Here is a 491-nt window from a genome sequence, read left to right as displayed (position 1 = left end):
ACAAAGGTGTAGTTTCTATTAATATGAGTGCCTACAAAACAGGATTGTATACTATAAAAATAATAACCAAAGATCGAGTGATCACTCGTAAAATAGTAAAGCAATAAAAAATCTCCAGAAGTACTAATACCAAATTCAATTTGGTATAAAACACAGGGTAAACAAAAAAAGTAAAACTGCCTGAGAAGCTTTTTCTCAGGCAGTTTTTTATGGTACCATAAACACATCCCCCCTGTTCGATATAAAGTAGTAACCCTTACAAATTCATTAGTTTTTAGATTCATTCTAAATTAATCCAGCTATTTAAGTTCTTATATTTATATACGACTTACTGACCGAAGTGTTCACTTCTTAATGAAGTGATTTAAACTTTTTCGATTCTGGCGAAAAATAGTTGTTTTTTGATCAATTGAAGTGTTTTTTGCACTTCATAGCAGCGCTACGGAGTAATAAAAAGACGAAAATTGAGTGAAAAAGAGCATTTTTATAGC

The 491-nt window shown here is 30.8% G+C and carries 1 protein-coding gene; it reads left to right on the top strand.

Translation table 11 applies throughout. The features are described 5' to 3' along the window. Positions 1–23: 23 nt before the first annotated feature. Positions 24–107 (top strand): hypothetical protein, encoded by an 84-nt coding sequence (locus Z054_RS32825; protein ID WP_394331069.1) that lies wholly within the window; start codon positions 24–26, stop codon positions 105–107. The last annotated feature ends 384 nt before the right edge of the window (positions 108–491 follow it).

Source organism: Aquimarina macrocephali JAMB N27 (genome assembly GCF_000520995.1).
GTDB classification, from domain to species: Bacteria; Bacteroidota; Bacteroidia; order Flavobacteriales; family Flavobacteriaceae; genus Aquimarina; species Aquimarina macrocephali.
The sequence above is the reverse complement of the archived record's forward strand: the minus strand, read 5'-3'. Positions and strand labels throughout refer to the sequence as shown.